The organism is Saccharothrix stipae, assembly GCF_054781895.1.
In genome coordinates, this window is the sequence record NZ_BAAGTN010000012.1 from 65,080 (window position 1) to 82,621 (window position 17,542).

Annotated in this window: 17 protein-coding genes; 10 read left to right on the forward strand and 7 right to left on the reverse strand. The window is 73.2% G+C overall.

The window, feature by feature from the left end; all coding sequences use genetic code 11:
• Nucleotides 1-3: 3 nt before the first annotated feature.
• Genes ACYVLT_RS26975 through ACYVLT_RS26995 form a run of 5 tightly spaced genes read left to right on the forward strand, consistent with a single transcriptional unit; the run spans nucleotide 4 to nucleotide 5,548 of the window.
• A complete protein-coding gene (locus ACYVLT_RS26975; RefSeq protein ID WP_461123010.1) occupies nucleotides 4-498 on the forward strand; it encodes a GNAT family N-acetyltransferase in 495 nt (164 codons plus the stop codon).
• A 55-nt stretch (nucleotides 499-553) separates the two neighbouring features.
• Nucleotides 554-1,471, forward strand: coding sequence for an anti-sigma factor RsbA family regulatory protein (locus tag ACYVLT_RS26980; protein WP_461123011.1), 918 nt, complete (start codon nucleotides 554-556; stop codon nucleotides 1,469-1,471).
• 25 nt (nucleotides 1,472-1,496) lie between these two features.
• Nucleotides 1,497-3,926, forward strand: a complete 2,430-nt coding sequence (locus ACYVLT_RS26985; protein ID WP_461123012.1) for an NACHT domain-containing protein — start codon at nucleotides 1,497-1,499, stop codon at nucleotides 3,924-3,926.
• A 9-nt stretch (nucleotides 3,927-3,935) separates the two neighbouring features.
• The gene (locus tag ACYVLT_RS26990; RefSeq protein WP_461123013.1) at nucleotides 3,936-4,583 is read left to right on the forward strand and encodes an HAD family hydrolase; all 648 of its coding nucleotides are present in this window, start codon (nucleotides 3,936-3,938) and stop codon (nucleotides 4,581-4,583) included.
• 8 nt (nucleotides 4,584-4,591) lie between these two features.
• Nucleotides 4,592-5,548: an LLM class F420-dependent oxidoreductase gene (locus tag ACYVLT_RS26995; protein WP_461123014.1), complete on the forward strand. Its 957-nt coding sequence runs from the start codon at nucleotides 4,592-4,594 to the stop codon at nucleotides 5,546-5,548.
• 32 nt (nucleotides 5,549-5,580) lie between these two features.
• Here the strand turns inward: ACYVLT_RS26995 and ACYVLT_RS27000 are convergent, their stop codons facing one another.
• The 4 genes from ACYVLT_RS27000 to ACYVLT_RS27015 all read right to left on the reverse strand — a co-directional run bounded on the left by ACYVLT_RS27000 (nucleotide 5,581) and on the right by ACYVLT_RS27015 (nucleotide 9,539).
• Nucleotides 5,581-6,930, reverse strand: a complete 1,350-nt coding sequence (locus ACYVLT_RS27000; RefSeq protein ID WP_461123015.1) for a serine/threonine-protein kinase — start codon at nucleotides 6,928-6,930, stop codon at nucleotides 5,581-5,583.
• A 298-nt stretch (nucleotides 6,931-7,228) separates the two neighbouring features.
• Nucleotides 7,229-7,717 (reverse strand): hypothetical protein, encoded by a 489-nt coding sequence (locus tag ACYVLT_RS27005; RefSeq protein WP_461123016.1) that lies wholly within the window; start codon nucleotides 7,715-7,717, stop codon nucleotides 7,229-7,231.
• A 32-nt stretch (nucleotides 7,718-7,749) separates the two neighbouring features.
• Entirely contained in the window at nucleotides 7,750-8,214 is a 465-nt protein-coding gene (locus ACYVLT_RS27010; RefSeq protein WP_461123017.1) for a hypothetical protein, read from the reverse strand.
• A 56-nt stretch (nucleotides 8,215-8,270) separates the two neighbouring features.
• A complete protein-coding gene (locus tag ACYVLT_RS27015) occupies nucleotides 8,271-9,539 on the reverse strand; it encodes a PucR family transcriptional regulator (protein WP_461123018.1) in 1,269 nt (422 codons plus the stop codon).
• 213 nt (nucleotides 9,540-9,752) lie between these two features.
• Here ACYVLT_RS27015 and ACYVLT_RS27020 point away from each other — a divergent pair, with 213 nt between their 5' ends.
• From ACYVLT_RS27020 to ACYVLT_RS27030, 3 genes are all read left to right on the forward strand, one after another.
• Complete coding sequence (locus ACYVLT_RS27020) at nucleotides 9,753-11,183, forward strand: aldehyde dehydrogenase family protein (protein ID WP_461123019.1); 1,431 nt, start codon at nucleotides 9,753-9,755, stop codon at nucleotides 11,181-11,183.
• Nucleotides 11,184-11,366: 183 nt separating this feature from the next.
• Nucleotides 11,367-11,993 carry a hypothetical protein gene (locus ACYVLT_RS27025; protein ID WP_461123059.1) on the forward strand — a complete coding sequence of 209 codons (627 nt, stop codon included), beginning with the start codon at nucleotides 11,367-11,369 and terminating at the stop codon, nucleotides 11,991-11,993.
• Entirely contained in the window at nucleotides 11,993-12,883 is an 891-nt protein-coding gene (locus ACYVLT_RS27030) for a DUF4231 domain-containing protein (protein WP_461123020.1), read from the forward strand. Before ACYVLT_RS27025 ends, ACYVLT_RS27030 begins: the two co-directional genes overlap by 1 nt.
• 131 nt (nucleotides 12,884-13,014) lie before the next feature.
• On the opposite strand, the gene ACYVLT_RS27035 is transcribed toward ACYVLT_RS27030, so the two are convergent.
• Complete coding sequence (locus tag ACYVLT_RS27035) at nucleotides 13,015-13,503, reverse strand: hypothetical protein (protein WP_461123021.1); 489 nt, start codon at nucleotides 13,501-13,503, stop codon at nucleotides 13,015-13,017.
• Between the two features lie 139 nt (nucleotides 13,504-13,642).
• Between ACYVLT_RS27035 and ACYVLT_RS27040 the strand changes: the two genes are divergently transcribed.
• On the forward strand, nucleotides 13,643-14,626 hold the full coding sequence (locus ACYVLT_RS27040; protein WP_461123022.1) for an ArsR/SmtB family transcription factor: 984 nt from the start codon (nucleotides 13,643-13,645) through the stop codon (nucleotides 14,624-14,626).
• A 407-nt stretch (nucleotides 14,627-15,033) separates the two neighbouring features.
• On the forward strand, nucleotides 15,034-15,549 hold the full coding sequence (locus tag ACYVLT_RS27045; RefSeq protein ID WP_461123023.1) for a lytic polysaccharide monooxygenase auxiliary activity family 9 protein: 516 nt from the start codon (nucleotides 15,034-15,036) through the stop codon (nucleotides 15,547-15,549).
• Between the two features lie 257 nt (nucleotides 15,550-15,806).
• Here ACYVLT_RS27045 and ACYVLT_RS27050 read toward each other — a convergent pair whose 3' ends face one another.
• Together ACYVLT_RS27050 and ACYVLT_RS27055 are read right to left on the reverse strand one after the other, a co-directional pair.
• Nucleotides 15,807-16,535, reverse strand: coding sequence for an SDR family NAD(P)-dependent oxidoreductase (locus ACYVLT_RS27050; protein ID WP_461123024.1), 729 nt, complete (start codon nucleotides 16,533-16,535; stop codon nucleotides 15,807-15,809).
• A 394-nt stretch (nucleotides 16,536-16,929) separates the two neighbouring features.
• Nucleotides 16,930-17,523 (reverse strand): UdgX family uracil-DNA binding protein, encoded by a 594-nt coding sequence (locus ACYVLT_RS27055; RefSeq protein WP_461123060.1) that lies wholly within the window; start codon nucleotides 17,521-17,523, stop codon nucleotides 16,930-16,932.
• Between the last annotated feature and the right edge of the window lie 19 nt (nucleotides 17,524-17,542).

A 17,542-nucleotide genomic window follows, 5' to 3' on the forward strand; every position in this document is an offset into this window, starting at 1 on the left:
CCGGTGGAACTCCGCCCCGCCCGAACGGACGAGCTGCCGTCGCTCCCCCCGATCGAACGCGCCTCCGGTGAGCCGTTCCGCGACTTCGGGATGCCCGAGATCGCCGACGACGACCCGATGCCGCTGAGCACCCTGGAACACCTGCACGTCTGGGTGGCGGCCGACCCGCACCCGGTGGCGTGGGTCGCGGTCGAGGTGGTCGACGGCGCGGCGCACGTGGAGCAGCTCAGCGTGCACCCGGACCACGCCCGGCGCGGCATCGGCGCCGCGCTGCTCGACCACGTCGAGCGCTGGGCCGCGACCCGCGGTCTGACCGCGTTGACCTTGACCACGTTCCGCGACATACCGTGGAACGGCCCCTACTACCGGCGCCTCGGGTTCCACGAGGTGACGGACCTGTCGCCGGGTCTCACGGCGATCGTCGCGGCCGAGGCCGCCCGCGGTCTGGCCCCGGAGACCCGCGTCTGCCTGCGCAGGCTCGTCCGTAACGGTGTTTGAGAGCGATACTGGACAGGTAGCCTCCCCGCCAGTACACCGTTCGGAGGGCCTCCCGGTGGTCGATTTCGTGCACGAGGCACTGCTGTACCGCGACGACGAGCAGTACCTCGCGGGCACGGTGCCGTTCGTGCGGGACGGTCTCGCGGCGGGCGAGCCGGTTCTGGTGGCCGTGCCGCAACGGGGCATCGACCTGCTGCGGCGCGCGCTGGGCGGGCAGGCCGAGCAGGTCGAGTTCCTGGACATGAGGCGGGCCGGCCGCAACCCGGGCCGCATCATCCCCGGTGTGCTGACCGCGTTCACCGACAACGTCGCCACCACCGGCCGGGTGCGGATCATCGGCGAGCCGATCTGGCCGGAGCGCACGGAGCTGGAGTACCCGGCGTGCGTGCAGCACGAGGCGCTGATCAACACCGCGTTCGAGGACCGACCGGCCTGGATCCTGTGCCCGTACGACACGACCAACCTCACGACGACCGCGGTGCGGGACGCGGAGACCACGCACCCGATCGTGGTCGAAGGGCTGCGGCGCAGGCCCAGCGTCGGCTACCGCGAGCCGTTCCTGATCGCGGAGGAGTTCAACCGGCCGCTGCCCGCGCCGCCGCCGGACGCGCTGACCCGCCGGTTCGACCTCGACGGCCTGGGCGCCGGCCGGCGGTTGGTCGCCGGGTTCGCCACCGAGGTGGGCCTGACCGCCGACCAGGTGGAGGACCTGGTGCTGGCGGTCAACGAGCTCACCACCAACAGCGTGGTGCACGGTGGCGGTTCCGGCACGCTGCTGCTGTGGCGCGAGGGCGATGCGGTGGTGTGCGAGGTGCGTGACGCGGGCCGGCTCGCGAATCCCATGCTGGGCAGGCGCAACCCCGGCGCGCACGGGCGTGGCGGGTACGGCGTGATGCTGGTGAACCTGCTGTGCGACCTGGTGCGCGTGCACGCGCACCAGGACGGCACGGCGATCCGCGTGTACGTCGGCTGATCACCCGCCCGGCACAATCCCGCTCATGCACAACAGCTTCGACGGCACCGCGTCGTTCGTGTTGCAGGCCAGGGACGTGCACGGCGACGTGCACGTCCACCTGCCGCCCGCGGCCGAGCCGGTCGACCTCGCGGCGGCCGAGCTGGCCGGGCTGGTGCTGGCGCAGTGGCGCGACGAGTCCGCCGCCCGCGACCTGTTCGACCCCGCGCCGCTGCCGGTGGTGTGGCGAGCCGGCCGCGAGCACGCCGACCACCCGGCGAACATCGGTGGCGAGGTGCCGGAGGGCGACGACCTGGCGCGCCTGGCCGGGGCGTTCCGCGCGCTGCCCCGCGGCAGGCTGGTGGTGCTCGGCGAGCCCGGTTCGGGCAAGACCACGTTCGCGATGCTGCTGGTGCAGCAGCTGCTGGTGGACCTGCGCGAGCGGCAGACGGTGCCGGTGCTGCTGTCGGTCGCGTCGTGGGACCCGGTCCGCGAGCGACCCGCCGAGTGGTTGCTGCGCCGGATCAACGAGGAGTACCCCGGTCTGCACGTGACGCACGGCCGGGCCGCGGTCGAACGCCTGGTGCGCGACCGGCGGGTGCTGCCGGTGCTGGACGGGCTGGACGAACTGCCCGCGCCGGTGCGGGGCCGTGCCCTGGCGGCGTTGACCAAGGGCCTGGGCGAGGTGATCGTCACGTCCCGCGCCGCGGAGTACGCGGCGGCCGTCGCCGACGGCGAGGTGCTGCGGTCGGCGGCGGTGCTGCGCGCCGTGCCGCTCACCGCGTCCGCCGTCGTCGCGCACCTGCGCACGGCCGTCACCCCGGCCCGATTACCGGCCTGGCGGCCCGTCCTGGACGCGATGGCGGCCGAACCGGACGGCGACCTGGCCGTCGCGCTGTCCACGCCGCTGATGGTGTGGCTGGCGCGTCGCGTGTACCGCTCCCCCGCCACCGACCCCGCCGAGCTGACCCGCCTGCCCGACCGCGCGGCCGTGGCGGAGCACCTGCTCGACGGGCTCATCCCGGCCGCCTTCGACGAGGAGCACCGCGGCCGGTGGGACGTCGGCCAGGCCACCCGGTACCTGGGGTTCCTCGCCGACCACCTGACCGCGCGCCGCGAGCAGGACATCGCCTGGTGGCGGCTGAGCCTGGCGCGCCCCGCCCGGGTCGTGTACCTCGCGCTGGCCTCGCTGGTCGGCGCGTCGGTCGTGGCGTCGTGGTGGTGGGTCAGCCGCGGGATGGACGATCCCGGACGGCTCGGCGGGATGCTGTCCGGCCTGGGTTTCCCGATGGGTGTGACCATCTGGCTGCTGGTGGAGATGACCTCGGGCGAGGTCACGCCCGGTGGCCGGCCGCCGACCGGCCGACCGGGTCGGCTGGCGGTGCGCCGACGGCTCCGGGCGCTGGCCGAGCAGGCCCGGCACCGACCGGGGCGGGCAGTGCTGGCCACCGGCGGGTGGGTGGCCGCCTCGGCGCTGTACGGCACGTCACTGGCGTCCATCGGCGACCACTCGGGCTGGCTCCTGCTGCCCCTGGCCCTGCTGCTCGGCTTCGCCAAGTCGACGCTGATGTCGCCGGTCGACGCGGACCGCGCGGTCGACCCGGACGACCTCCTGCGCGGCGACCGCAAGGCGGTGTGGGCCGTGCTCCTGCTGGTCGCGCCGCAGGTGGGCTCGCTGATGTACGTGCCGACCCTGCACGCGGACCGGCCGGTCGCGGTGCAGGTGCTGCTGGGCGTGCTGTTCGGGGTGGGGGCGTGGGCGGGTGCCGGTGCGCTGGTGCTGCTGACCAGCGCGTCCGGCCGGTGGGTCCTGACCAGGGTGGGGCTGGTGCTGGCCGGTCGCCTGCCGTGGTCGGCCATGGCGTTCCTGCGGGAGGCGCACCGGGTCGGCGTGCTGCGCCGGGTCGGCGGCGTCTACCAGTTCCGGCACGTCCGGTTGCGGGAGCGGCTGGCCACGGTGGGACCCGCGCCGCAACGGCTGTTGACCACCGTGCCCGTCCGGACCGGCGCGGTGGTGTTCCGGCAGGCGAACATCCTGCCGCCGACCAGGATCGTGATGTTCTTCGGGCTGCCGGCGGCGGTCATCGCGTTCGCCGTGCTGTACCCGACGATGATCCCGGCCTGGGCGGCCGCGGCCGTCCTCGGCGTGTGCGCACTGGTCCTGCACTGGGTGGTGCGGGGTGCGCCGTGGCGGCCCAACCGGCTGCGGGTCGAGCCGGACCGGCTGGTGGTGACGTGGCGCGGCTACTCGCGCGAGTTCACCGCCCGCGAGGTGGGTCGGGTGGAGATCCGGCGCATCAACGAGGAGACCTTCGGCCTGCGCCTGCGGGCGAGAGCCCGGATCCGGCCGTTCGGCGACGACGGTTGGCTGGTGGTGTGGCCGCTCGGCGCCACCGCCGGGCAGCACCCCGACCTGGACCGGGCGCTGGCGCGGTTCGCGAGGTCCGCCGGTTTGCGGGTGGTGCGGTCGGGTTAACCAGGCCCCATGACCAACACGCTCGTGCTCGACGTCGACGGGACGCTGGTGGACACCAACTACCACCACGCGGTGGCCTGGTTCCGCGCGTTCCGACGCTTCGACATCACCGTGCCGACCTGGCGGCTGCACCGGGCCATCGGGATGGGCGGCGACAAGCTCGTCGCCGCGGTCGCGGGCGAGCACGTGGAGCGGGAGCACGGCGACGACCTGCGCAAGGCGTGGGAGGCGGCGTTCGAGCCGATGCTCGCCGAGGTCAGGCCGCTGGAGGGCGCGCACCGCCTGGTCGGCTCGGCGCTGGAGCAGAACTTCACCGTGGTGCTGGCGAGTTCGGGCAAGCGCCACCACGTGGACCACTACCTGAAGCTGATCGACACCCCCGGCATCACGTCGACGTCGGCGGACGACGTGGAGGACAGCAAGCCCGCGCCGGACCTGATCGAGGTGGCGTTGCGGCGCGTCGACGGCGGCGGCCGGGCCGTGGTCATCGGCGACTCGGTGTGGGACTGCGAGGCCGCGCGCCGGGCCGGGCTGCCCTCGGTTTGCCTACTCACGGGTGGTTTCGGCGAAGCCGAGTTGCGCGAGGCCGGCGCGTCGGCAGTCTACGAGGAGCTCGACGGGTTGCGGGCGGACCTGACCGACCTGCCCATGGCGTAGGAGGAAGCGTGCGGATCGGCTACACCTTGATGACCGAGCAGGCCGGCCCGCGCGAGTTGGTCGAGCACGCCGCCCAGGCCGAGCAGGCCGGGTTCGACTTCGAGGTCATGAGCGACCACTACTCGCCGTGGCTGGACGAGCAGGGCCACGCCCCCTACGCGTGGAGCGTGCTCGGCGCCGTGACGCAGGCGACCGACCGGGTCGAGCTGATGACGTACGTGACGTGCCCGACCGTGCGGTACCACCCGGCGGTGGTGGCGCAGAAGGCGGCGACCGTGCAGCTGCTGTCGGGCAACCGGTTCACGTTGGGCATCGGCGCGGGCGAGAACCTGAACGAGCACGTGGTCGGGCGCGGCTGGCCGCCGGTGAACGTGCGGCACGAGTTGCTGCGCGAGGCGGTGGAGATCATCTCCCAGCTGTTCGACGGCGGGTACGTCAACTACTCGGGCCAGCACTTCAGGGTCGACTCGGCCAAGCTGTGGGACCTGCCCGAGCAGCGCGTGCCGATCGCGGTCGCCGTGTCCGGCGGGCAGTCGGTGCGCACGTTCGCGCCCCTGGCCGACGCGATGGTGGCGACCGAGCCGGACGCGTCGCTGAGCCAGGAGTGGGACGTGTTCCAGGGCGGGCGGTCGCGCAAGATCGGCCAGCTGCCGATCTGCTGGGACCTGGACCGGGACGCGGCGGTCGAGCGGGCGCACGAGCAGTTCCGCTGGTTCGCGGGTGGGTGGAAGGTCAACTCGGAGCTGCCCGGGACGGCCGGGTTCGCCGGCGCCACGCAGTTCGTGCGGCCGGAGGACGTGGCCGCCCGGATCCCGTGCGGCCCGGACGTCGGACCGGTGGTGGAGGCGGTGGCGAAGTTCCGCGAGGCTGGCTTCACCGACCTGGCGCTGGTGCAGATCGGCGGCGACCACCAGCCGGAGTTCCTGGAGTTCGCCAAGGGCGAACTGCTCCCGGCCCTGCGCTGACCAGGCCTTTCCCGACCGCGCCGCCGGTCCGGTCAGCCCCTGCCGGACGAACCGCCGCGTTGCTTCGAGGGCGGGCCGACGTCCGTCGGTGGCGCGGGGTCGGGTGCGATCACGACCGGTGCGTTGGCCGGTGTCTCGCGCCGGGTCGTGGTGGTCGTGGCGGTCGTTTTCGGGACGGTCGTGGTCGGGGTGGCGTCGTCCGCCCGGTCGTCATCGTCCTCGGCGTCGTCACGACCGCCCGCGCCGTCCCGCGTCTGCCGCACGGGCGCGCCCTCCACCACGGTCACCGTCGAGACCGACGGGTCGACCGACACGGCCGCACCCGGGTCCGGCGCCTGCTCGGCGACCCGGCCCGGCACCGTGCTCGTGGTCGGCCGACCGGACCGGTCACCGGAGTCCGGCGTGAACGGGTTGCCCATCGCCAGGAAACCCACCACCGTCAACACCCCGGCCGCCGCGGCCGCGCCGAACAGCAGCAGCCGGTTGTCCGACTTCTCCACCGGCTTGCCTGCCTCCGGCTCGGCCTCCACCGGCCGGTCCATCACCGCGGCCTCGACCAGCGGCGGCAGCCCCGCGCTCGCCCGCTGCGCCCGCGCGAGCAACCGCTCGCACTCGGCCGCCGACGGCCGCCGGGCCGGGCTCGACGCGGTCATCGCGGTCAGCACCTCGGTCCACGGGTCGGGCAGGCCGGTCGGGATGCGCGGCTCCCGGTGCAGCCGCGACAGCGCCGCCTCCGTGTCGCCGCCGGGGTACTCGGGCCGCCCGGTCAGGCACTCCAGCAGCACCAGGCCCAGCGCGTAGACGTCGGCGGCGGGCAGCACGTCGGCGCCGCGCACCTGCTCGGGCGCGAGGTAACCGGCCGTGCCGACCAGGACCCCCGACCGGGTGACCCGGGTGACCTGCGCCTGGAGTGCCAGCCCGAAGTCGGCCAGGTACGCGCGGCGACCGGTCGCGTCGAGCAGGATGTTCGACGGCTTCACGTCCCGGTGCACCACGTCGTTGGCGTGCACGTGGGCCAGCACGCCGGCGACCTGCGACCCGATCGCGGCCACCACCTCGGGCGACATCGCGCCGCGCATCCGGCGGCGCAGCGTGCCGCCCTCGACCGGCTGCATCACGAAGTAGGGACGGCCGCGGAAGCTGCCGGTGCCGTACACCTCGACCAGGCCGGGGCAGCGCAGCGCGCCCAGCACCTCCGCCTCGCGGTCGAGCCGGATCCGGTCCTCGCCGGAGGCCTCGCCCTGGAAGAACTTGATCGCGACCTTCCGGTCGAGACGGGTGTCCAGCGCGCGGTACACCTCGGCCATGCCGCCCGAGCCGTACAGGCTGCCCAGGGCGTACCTGCCGTCGACCACCTCGCCGGTCAGCTCACCGTCCCACATCCGGTTGAACCTCCGCTGTGTCGACGACGTCGGCCCGGACGCCGGAAGCTACCGGTAGCACGGCACGACCAGTTACCCCTTTTGCCGTTTCGGGGTCACCTACCCGTAGTGCGCCTGTCACAAACCACCGATCTGTTCGGCTCCCCGAAGCCGTGTCGGACACCTGTCGGACATCCGACCACGACCCGGACGAACAGTACGAGCACGCCGCGCTCGACGGGAGCGAGCAATCGACTGCGCGCCGAAGACCACCCGTCCGAGTGACCTCCGGCGCACGGCCGGGCGAAATCGCGCCACGTTAGGCCGTGGCGGTCGCGCAGGTTGTCGTCGGCGGGGTCGTGGTGGTGGTAGACGGCACGGTGGTCACCGGCGGGCCGCCCGAAGCCGGTCGGGTGCCGCTGCACGAGTGCGACTCCACCCGGCGGTCGGCCGAGTCGCCGTGGGCGAACACGACGTAGTCGACGCCCACGAACAGCCTGATGCCGCACAGCCCGTCGCTGGTGGACGTCAGGACGTCCACCCGGCGCGGCACGTCGCCCTTGTACTCCTTGCGGACGGCCACGGCGTACCGGTACTTGTCGTCGTAGGGCGACGTCGGGTCGCCCGCCTCCACCGACTCGCTCAGCACGACCCCCGAGAACACGTGGGTCGCCCGCTGGAAGCGCTCGCCCTCCGTGCTCGGCAGGCAGCTGCACGCGCTGGCGGGGTTGGTGAACACGGCGGTGAGCAGGGCGGCGGTGACGGTGACGACACCGGCCGCGTGGGCCAGGAAACGGAAACGTGCCAAGGGAATCCCCTTCGGGGTCAGGGCGTCGACCGTCACGGGGTGGCGGTCGCGCAGGGCGTCGTGGTCGGGATGGTGGTGGGGGTGCCGGCCGGGGAGGTGGTCACCGGCGGGCCGCCCGCGGCGAGCCGGATGCCGCTGCACTGGTCGGTCTCCACCCGGCGGTCGGCCACGTCGCCCTTCGCGAACACCAGGTACTCGGTGCCCACGCGCAGCGTGAGGCCGCAGGAGTTGTTGCGCTGCGTCAGCACGTAGACCCGGCGCGGCACGTCGCCCTTGTACTCGGTGTCGACCACGACGGTGTACCGGTAGACGGACTGCTCCACCTTCTCGGCGACCACCTCACCGGAGAACACGTAGGTGGCCTGCTGGTAGCGCAACGCCTCGTTGCCGGGGTTGCAGATGCACGCACTGGCCGGGCTGGTGAACACGGCGGCGAGCAGCACGGCGGTGGCGGTGAAGACGCCGGCCGCGTGGACGGTGAATCGTAGGCGCGCCAAATGATCCCCCTTGTGGAATAAGGAGTGGTCGGTGGCGGTGTGCGCCCAGCGTACGGTCAGGCGTGCAGGGCCAGCCAGAGTTCCGCGCGCACACCTGCGGATTCCAGCGAACGCCCCAGCAGCTGCTCCACCCGTCGAAGGCGGTTGCGCACGGTGTGCCGGTGCACGTTCAGCCGCGTGGCGGCCGGGTCGGCCTGGCCGTGGCACGCCAGCCACACCCGCACCGTCTCGCGCAGCACGTCGTCCAGCGGCGCGAGCAGGGTGGCGGCGAACCGCGCGGCGTCCGGCGCCAGCAGACCGGCGCCCGCGACTTCCTCGAACGTGGCCACGCCCGCCTCCAACGCCCGCAGCGCCTCCCGGTAGCCGCGGGCGACGTCGGTCGCGTCGACCGGGCTGGACGCGGCGGCGGGCACGTCCACGGCTTGGGCGAGCACGACCACCCGTCCGTCCAGCTCCGCCCAGAACCCCTCGGGTTCGACCCGCTCGTGCAGCACGAAGACCCGGAACGACCCGTCGGGCACCCCGTCCACCGCGACACCGGCCAGCGCCAGCCGCAACCGCGCCTCCCGCAGCTCCCGCCGCACCGCCTCCACCTCGTCCGACCGGGCCAGGGCCACCGTGAGCAGCGACGCGGCGGTGTTGACCACGCCCGCGTCCAACGGCCGCCCGGCCGCGACGGCCAGGTACCCGCCTCGCCCCAGCACCTGCATCGCGACGTGCCGCTCCCCCGCCCGCCACGCGGCGCCCGCCGGTCCGCCGGCCGCCGCGAGCCGCCGCACGTGCCCGGCGAGGTCGGGCAGCGAACCCACGGCGTGCACCGGCGACCCGTGCGGGTCCAGCAACGCCGCCGCGCCGTCGATGAGCCGGGCCAGCCGCCGCACCACGCCCGGCGGCCCGTCGGTCACCGCGGCCCGCGTCAGCGCCCGCTGCGCCGCGCCGGTGCGGGCCAGCGCCGCGTACTCGTCCGCCGCCACGGCCCGGGACACGGCTTTGGTGATCGCGATGAACGGCGTGTCCCGCGGCACCTCCAGCAGCGCCAGGCCGACGTCCCGGGCGGCCTGGACCAGGTCCTCGGGCACCCGGTCGTGGCTCAACCCGGTGCCGAACCCGAGCCCCGCCGCGCCCGCCGCCACCAACCGCCGCACGTACTCCTCGTGCGGCCCGAGCGCGATGCCGGTGGTCAGCAGCAGCTCACCGCCCTCCAGGAACGGCGTCGGGTCGGCCAGCTCGGTGCTGTGCACCCACGCCACCACCCGGTCCAGCCCGCTGTCCACGAGCACGGCCAGCCCGACCTCGCGGGCCAACGCCCGAACCGTCAACGCCATGGCCACTGTGTACAGCCCGAGCACGGCTGCCGGCCACCTCGGACACTGTCCTCCGGCGCCCGACCGGTCGATGCTGGAGCCATGGCCCCGACCGCGCCCGGAGACACCCGCTCACCCGGAGGCACCCGCTCCGCGAGCCCGCCGAACGGCGCGGTCGCGGCGGCCGAACTCGCCGGCCGAGCAGGCCCGGACGTGCTTGAAGGAGCCCATCCAGTGACGACGACGCCGTACTGGGTCGCGGGACAGCCCGCGACGAGCGACGACCCGGTCGAGATCCGCACGCCGCACGACGGCGCGGTGGCGGGCGTGACGTCCAACGCGACCGCCGAGGACGTCGAACGGGCCGTCGCCGCCGCGCACGCCGTGGCCGGCGACTTCGCCGACCTGCCCGCGCACGCCAGGGCGGCGGCGCTGGACCACGTGTCGCGACGGCTCGCCGAGCGCGCGGACGAGGTGGCCGCGCTGATCACCGCCGAGTCGGGCAAGCCGGTGAAGTGGTCGCGGATCGAGGTGAACCGCGCGGTGTCGACGTTCCGCTGGGCCGCCGAGGAGGCGCGCCGGTTCTCCGGCGAGTTGCAGCGGCTGGACACCGACCCGGCGGCGGACGGCAGGCTCGCGCTGGTGCGGCGCGCGCCGCGCGGCCCGGTGCTGGGCATCGCGCCGTTCAACTTCCCGTTGAACCTGGTGGCGCACAAGGTCGCGCCCGCGCTGGCGGTGGGCGCGCCGATCGTGGTCAAGCCGGCGCCGACGACGCCCCTGGTCGCGCTGCTGCTCGGCGAACTGCTGGCGGAGACCGGGTTGCCCGCCGGGTCGTGGTCGGTGCTGCCGGTGCCCAACGAGGTGGCCGGGGCCCTGGCCGAGGACCCCCGGCTGCCGGTGGTGTCGTTCACCGGCTCCGGCCCGGTGGGCTACTCGATCCTGGACCGGGTGCCGCGCAAGCACGTGGTGCTGGAGCTCGGCGGCAACGCGGCGGCCATCGTCTGTCCGGATTGGACGGACCTCGACCGGGCGGCGCGGCGGATCGCCACGTTCTCGATGTACCAGGGCGGGCAGTCGTGCATCTCGGTGCAGCGCGTGTACGTCCACGAGGACGTGTACCCGGCGTTGGCCGAGGCCGTGGTGTCGCACGTGCGCGAGCTCGGCACGGGCGACCCGACCGACCCGGCCACCGACGTCGGCCCGCTGATCAACGAGGCCGCGGCGCGGCGGGTCGAGGCGTGGGTGGCCGAGGCCGTGGCCGCGGGCGCACGGGTGCTGACCGGCGGGCGGCGGGCGGGCGCGACCTACGAGCCGACCGTGCTGGCCGACGTGCCGCCGGGGTGCAAGGTGGTGGACGAGGAGGTGTTCGGCCCGGTCGTGGTGCTCGACTCGACGCCGTCGGTGGAGGATGCGTTCGACCGGGTCAACGCGTCGCGATTCGGCTTGCAGGCGGGCGTGTTCACCCACGACGTCCGGGTGGCGTTCCGCGCGGCCAAGCGCCTGTCCGTCGGCGGGGTGATCGTGGGCGACGTGCCGAGCTTCCGCGCCGACCAGATGCCCTACGGCGGCATCAAGGAGTCGGGCACCGGCCGCGAGGGGGTGCGCGCGGCCATGGAGGACCTCACCGAACAGCGGGTCCTCGTGCTCACCGACCTGGAGTTGTAGGACCTTGACACCACGACACGCCGTCGTCGCGATCGCCACCGACCCGACCGCCGCGCTCCACACCGGGCCTACGACGAACGGACCCGTTCGACCGCGCGGATCTCACGATCGGACTTCCGGGTGCCACGTGCGCGGAAACGCGGTGGCATGGGCGACGCGCCGGTACGGTCGCCGATCGTGGACATGGTGCGGGTCACGTCGAAGGTGCAGCTGAGCGGGGCGGGCCTGCCGCTCGGCCGGCCGGTGCTGGTGCTGGTCGGCGGCGCGGACGGGATGGAGCGAACGGACCTGGACGCGTTGGCGGGGGCGCTGCGCGACTTGGTGCCGTTGCTGGACGAGTGCGGCGCGGTGGTGGTCGACGGTGGCACGGACGTCGGCGTGATGCGGGCGGCGGGCCGGGCGCGGGCGGCGGCGGGCGGGGCGTTCCCGCTGATCGGGGTGGCCGCCGAGGTCGCGGTGGACGTGGGCGTGTTCGAGCCGAACCACACCCACCTGGTGCTGGTGCCCGGTGGCACGTGGGGTGACGAGTCGCCGTGGCTGGCCGACGTGGCGGACGTGGTCGCCGGGTCGCGGCCGTCGTTGACCGTGCTGGCCAACGGCGGCTTGATCACCTTCGACGACGCCGAGCACAGCCTGGACCGCGACCGGCCGCTGGTCGTGCTGCGGGGCAGCGGGCGCACTGCGGACGCCATCGCCCAGGGCGCGGACGAGCGGTCCACCGCGATCGCCACCTCGCCGTTGACCACCGTGCTCGGCTACGCCGACCTGCGGGCCCACGTCGAACAGGTGTTACGCCGGGAAGGGGAGTGATGACCGCGAGGGGTCTGGGGGACGACGACCTGCCGGGGCTGTTCGAGGCCGCGGACAGCGCGTCGCTGGACGGCCAGCGCCGCTACGTCCGGGCGGTGCGGCTGCGGCTGCTGCTCGCGGTGACCGCCGCCGCGACCGGCGCGGTGCCGTTCATCCTGGGCCGGGTCGACGTGGCCGCGATCGGCACGGCGATCGCGCTGGCCGCGGTGATGGTCACCGAGCTGAACCTGAAGGCCGCGCGCCCCGAGGACCGCTGGTACGACGGGCGGGCGCTGGCCGAGTCGGCGAAGAGCCTGGCGTGGAAGTTCAGCGTGGGCGGTGTGCCGTTCGACAAGGTCGGCGGCGAGGGGGCGACCGAGCACCGGCTCATCCAGCAGATGCACGAGCTGCTGGAGGACGCGCCGGCGACGAGCATCAAACCGTCGCAGCGGCCGGTCGTCACGGAGGGGATGCGGCTGCTGCGCGCCGCGCCGCTGGCCGAGCGCAAGGCCGCGTACCTGGAGGCGCGCATCGCCGACCAGCAGCGTTGGTACACGGCCAAGGCGGCGCGCAACGAACGGCTGGCCGGGTGGTGGCGGGCCGGGCTGCTGGCGATCGAGGTGGTCGGCATCTGCGCGGCGTTGGCGAAGGCGGTCGGCGCGGTGCGGTTCGACCTGGCGGGTGTGGTGGCGGCGGTGATCGCGGCGGGCACGGCCTGGATCAGCCTGCGCCAGCTGTCCACCCTCGCCCGCGCCTACACGTTCGCGGCCAACGAGCTCGCGATCGTGCGCGGCCGGTTGGAGTTGGTGCAGGACGAGGCGTCGTGGGCGAGCGAGGTCGCGGACGCCGAGGAGGCCGTGAGCCGGGAGCACACCATGTGGCGGGCGTCCCGGACGCGTCCCTCCAGTTGACGTGAGCCGGGGGGCGGCCCGGGCACTCGCCCGACCGCCCCCCTTCACCCCCCGGGACACCGCTGGTAGCCGGCCGGCGCGGACCACTCCCCGTGTGCGCGCCGGCTCACCGCTCAGCTACGAACGCGCCCCTAGAAGGGGACGCAAACGCTCACGCCGCGATAGCAGACGACACCTTCGAGGAAGTAGTCGGGATCCTCGGTGGTCATCCAGATGTAGACCTCGTTGGCCCCGCCGACGGCGTTCGCGTCGAGCGCGAAGGGTGCCGACCCGGACCGGTTGCACCAGGTGCTGGAACTCGCGACGTCCAGGAAGGTGTTGTTGTTCCACGCCTCTCCGTAGATCCGCCGGCACCCGACGGCCTTGAACGACCCGGTGACGCCGACCGCCCGGTTGTACCAGGTGACCGTGCCCTTGTAGTAGCTCGCCCCGACCACGATCGAGAAGCTGCTGGTGGGGTAGCCGGCGACGGTGGCGGTATCGGCGGGGGCGGGGGCAGCGGTGGCCGTGGCGGGTGCCACCGCGAAGATCAGCCCGGCCACCGACGCCACCGCGGCCAGGAACGCACCGACCCTCCTCGTGCGGCTCTTCGCTTTCGGCGTGTCCTTCAGCCTCACCATGACAAACCACTCCCAGGTTCTTCGAGTAACGGGTCCACTGGCCGCTTTTCGGCAGCACCACTCAACCCCGCGCGGACCTCGCACCGGAAAGCATTCGAACCGGTTCAAATCCGCCGCGACGACTGCTAGCGTCCGGGCGGTGCTCACGCTGCGTGTAGACGCCGACACGGTGGCCAGGACGCGGTTGTCGCCCTCCCCGGCGTCGGAGTCCATGGCGTGGCTGAAACTCACCGCCGCGTCGGGACGGCACCCGGTGTTCGGGGATCCCGGCCCACTCGCCCGCGCGTCTCTCGCCCACCCGGACGTCGCCCTGCTCGCGGACCTGTTGCCGCGCAACGGCGACACCTACGCGCCCGACCTGCTCACCCCGCAGCCGGGGACGGACGCGCGGCGTCGTGACCTGCTCGACGAGCAGATCGCGCAGATCGAGGCGGCGGCGCAGGACGACCTCGAAACCCAGGTCTTCACCTACACCCGGACCCACTGGAGCAGGCCGCTGCGGGCCGCGACCCGCCGGATCGCGGAGTCGGGTCGGATGCAGCGGCGCCTGGCCAACGGCCTGGCCCGGTTCTGGCGGGACACCCTGTCCGACGGCTGGCCGGAACTGCGCTCGATCATCGACCGGGACATCGCCCACCGCGCGACGGCCATCGCCACCCACGGCGTCGGCCACATGCTCGGGGCGCTCCACCCCGACGTCGACTGGGCCGGTGACGCGGTCACCCTCGCCAGGTCGTCGACCGGCGAGATCGACGTCACCGGCCGGGACCTGGTCCTCGCCCCCGGCGTGCTCAACTGGTCCGACGTCGTCATCCAGGTCGACGTACCCGGGCAGTTCGTCCTCTACTACCCCGCCCAGCGGATCGGAGCCGGCCGGGACCGCGGGTCCGGTGGGATCGTGCAGGTGGTCGGCAACACCCGGGCGGCCCTGCTGGCGGACCTCGACACCGCCCGGTCCACCGCGGAACTCGCCGCCCGGATCGGGTACGCGCCGGGCACCGTCTCCTACCACCTCGGCGCCCTGCACCGCGCGCGCCTCGTCACCAAGGTCAGGGACGGGCGCTTCGTGCTGTACCAACGGACCGCCCAGGCAGCGCGTCTGCTGGAAGAGGCCCACGACTAGCCGTACCGCCCGCAGGCCAACGGCAACCAACCCGACGGCGTTCACCTCCCTGCCGCGCGAAGTCGGCGGGGACAGCGCGACCAGCGGCTCGCCAAGTAGGTCCACGGGTGGCGGGCTTCCGTTCATCGACCCGAATCGGATGCCGGACCACCTCGGCGTCATCCGCGGTGTCACCCGTGCGTGACACCGATTCACCGGCTTGCACACCGGGACGGACTCAGCGGGATCGTCGACCTGCTCGGCCCGGCTGGAACGCACGGATGAACCCTCTGGTTGACGGTTGTCACGCGCCAATCACAGAGAGTATGGTCTAGACCTGCCGCCGCGTTTGGGTGAACGCTCCACCCAGCGCACTCGGGTTGGCGTTCGCCACAAGCGTTTCCGCCCATCCGATCAGAGGAGTCCACATGTCACTCCGCCGAAGGATCGCCGCGGTGGCGGCGGGCGTGCTCGTCGCGCCGCTCGTGACGGTCGCCCTGCCCTCGGCACCCGCGTTCGCGCACGGGTACGTGTCGTCGCCGGCCAGTCGTCAGGCGCAGTGCGCCCGCGGTCTGGTGTCGTGCGGCGACATCAAGTACGAGCCGCAGAGCGTCGAAGGCCCGAAGGGGCTGCGCAGCTGCAACGGCGGCGTCGCCAGGTTCGCCGAGTTGAACGACAACAACAAGGGCTGGAGGGTCGCGAGCACCGGCCGCTCCGTCACGTTCAACTGGACCTTCACCGCCCGGCACCGCACCGCCAACTACGAGTACTACGTCAGCGGCAGGCGGGTCGGCTTCTTCGACGGCGGCAACCAGCAACCCCCGGCCACCGTGTCGCACACGGTGAACCTGGGCGCGTCCGGTCGCCAGACCGTGCTCGCCATCTGGAACATCGGCGACACCTCCAACGCCTTCTACGCCTGCATCGACGTCAACGCCGGCTAACCCGAGAGTCCAACCCCCACACCGCGAGAGTCCAACCTCCAGCACCCGAGAGTCCTACGTTCAGACCGCGAGAGTCCTACGTTCAGGCACCCCGAATTCAACGCTCAGCGTGGGTGCTCCCTGCCCTGAGCGTTGAACTCAGGTGCTCTGAGCGTTGGACTCTCGCGGCGCGAACGTTGGACTCTCGCGGCGCGAACGTTGGACTCTCGCGGCGCGAACGTTGGACTCTCGCGGTGTGAACGTTGGACTCTCGGGGGTCAGGCGGTGAAGCCGCCGTCGACGTGGAGTTGGGCGCCCGTCACGTAGCGGGCCTCGTCGGAGGCGAGGAACGCGACCGCCGCCGCCACCTCCGCCGGCTGCGCGTAACGCCCGAGCGCGGTGAAGCCGCGGATCACGTCGGCGCTCGCACCGTCCGCCGGGTTCATGTCGGTGTCGGTCGCACCGGGGTGCACCAGGTTCACCGTGATCCCCCGCGGCCCCAACTCCCGCGCCAACGCCTTCGTCAACCCCACCAACGCGGACTTGCTCGCCGAGTACAGCGAAAACCCGGGGAACACCGCGCGCTCGGCCACGTTGCTGCCGATGCCGATCACCCGCCCACCGTCACCGAGGTGCGGCAACGCCGCCTTCACCGCCAGGAACGCCGCCCGCACGTTCACGTCGAACGTCCGATCGAACTCCGCCGCCCCCAACTCCTCCACCGGCCCCACGATGAACTCACCGGCGTTGTTCACCAGCACGTCCAACCGCCCCAGCACCGCCACGGCCTCCCCGACCGCCGCGACCACCGCCTCAGGGTCACCGCTGTCCGCCTGAACGGCGACCACCCGCCGCCCCAACCCCTTCACCCGGTCGACCACGTCGCCCGGGTCGTTGCGATAGGTGAACGCGACGTCCGCGCCCAACTCCGCCAACCGCACCGCGATCGCCGCACCGATACCCCTGCTGCCGCCCGTGACCAGGGCGACCTTGCCGTCGAATTCCATGCCACCGATCCTGCGGCCCCACGCACCGCGAGTCCGGCGGGAAACGGACGTCACGCCCCGCCGGGCAGGTGACCGGGCCTTCCCCGGACCGAGCAGGAATTCACGTTGCGAGGCCCGCCGCGGCTCGCATAAGTTCGTGGTACACGAGGAAGGAGGTGGTCCGAAGTTGAATAGCTATAGGACTCGTCGTGAGGTGGCTGTCCGCTAGGACCGACCTTTCCCAGGTGGTCTGGGCGAATCCCAGGCAGCCACCCGGCCCCCGTGACCCCGAGCCCAGTCCAGCTCGGCCCGCACCTGGTGCGGGAAGCGGTCAGGGGGCCGTTTCACGTCCACGGCGGCGGACAACGAACCGCGAAGAACGAACCGCGAAGAACGAACGGCGAACGACCGCGGATCACTCGCCCAGGTGGGCGCGCACGACCCGCAGGTCGGCCAGGAACGCCTGATAAGCCTCGTCCCGGTCCGGGGCGCGGAGCACCGCCGACGGGTGCACGGTCGCGATCACGTCGTGCTCCTCGACCCGCTCCACCTGCCCCCGGCGCTCGCTGACCTTGAACGCGGTGCCCAGCACGGCCTTGGCCGCCGTCGCACCCAGGCACACCACCAGGTCCGGCCGCACCCGCGACAGCTCCGCCCGCAACCACGGCAGGCAGGCCACCACCTCGCCCCGCGTCGGGTTCTTGTGGATGCGCCGCTTCCCGCGCTCGGCGGGCACGAACTTGAAGTGCTTGACCGCGTTGGTCAGGTAGACACCCTCACGGGCCAGGTCGGCCTCGTCCAACGCCTTGTCCAGCAACCGCCCGGCCGGCCCGACGAACGGCTCGCCCTGCCGGTCCTCGACGTCGCCGGGCTGCTCCCCGACGAGCACGAGCCTGGCGTCCTCCGGCCCCGTGCCGAACACCGCCTGGGTGGCCGGTGCGTACAACTCGCAGCCCCGGCACCCGGCCGCCGCACGGCGAAGCGCCGCCAAGTCCGCACCCTCGGGCACGAACTCGGCGGCGCTGGAA